Consider the following 758-nt stretch of genomic DNA (forward strand, 5'->3'; position numbering starts at 1 on the left):
CTGGTCGGTGTGATCGCCTACCGCTATTACAGCCAAAGGTCATCGACTAATGCTGGTCGTAACCGCGCGGAACCCATGCCGCCCCCACCCAGCAGCCGCCCCCGTGCTGAAGGACAGCTGGTTACTTCTCCCCGGAATCATTACCAACCGTTGTCGTTCAGGCCGAGGAACCAGAGACCGCTGCCTGCTCCTCGTCGGGATCATTGCCAACCGTTGTCGTTCAGGCCGTGGAACACGAGACCGCTGCCTGCTCCTCCAGGCCATTACCAAACGTTAACATTCAGACAAGGGAACACGGCAACAGGGGGCAGCAATCCACTGATGGGTAATAAAAAAGAACCCGCCCCCCCTGACATCCCTGTGTACTTAGAACTGACCGAGTATGAATCCATCGATAACCTTGGTAAACCGGTGGCGGACGGTCAGCCCGGTATGGCAACAGGCAGCAACTCTGTGGCAAACACTGGAAAACCCACCCGACCAGGCAGCCCTGTGTACCATGTACTGACCGAACATGGGACTGACTCTGACGATAACCATGGTCAACCGTTGGCGGACGGGCAGGTCGGTATAGCAACACAGGGCAGCAACTCCATGGCGAACACTGGAAAACCCACCCCGCCAGGCAGCCCTGTGTACCATGTACTGACCAAACATGGGACTGACTCTGACGATAGCCATGGTGAACCGGTGGCGGACGGACAGCCCGGTATAGCAACAGGCAGCAACTCCGTGGCGAACACTGGAAAACCCACCCG

The 758-nt window shown here is 57.8% G+C and carries 1 pseudogene; it reads left to right on the forward strand.

Features of this window, described 5'->3' with window-relative positions:
• Positions 1-758 (forward strand): annotated as a pseudogene (locus J7439_RS25700) (hypothetical protein); the annotation flags it as partial.

The sequence above is a fragment of the Salinisphaera sp. G21_0 genome (genome assembly GCF_017744115.1).
Lineage (GTDB): Bacteria > Pseudomonadota > Gammaproteobacteria > Pseudomonadales > Endozoicomonadaceae > Endozoicomonas.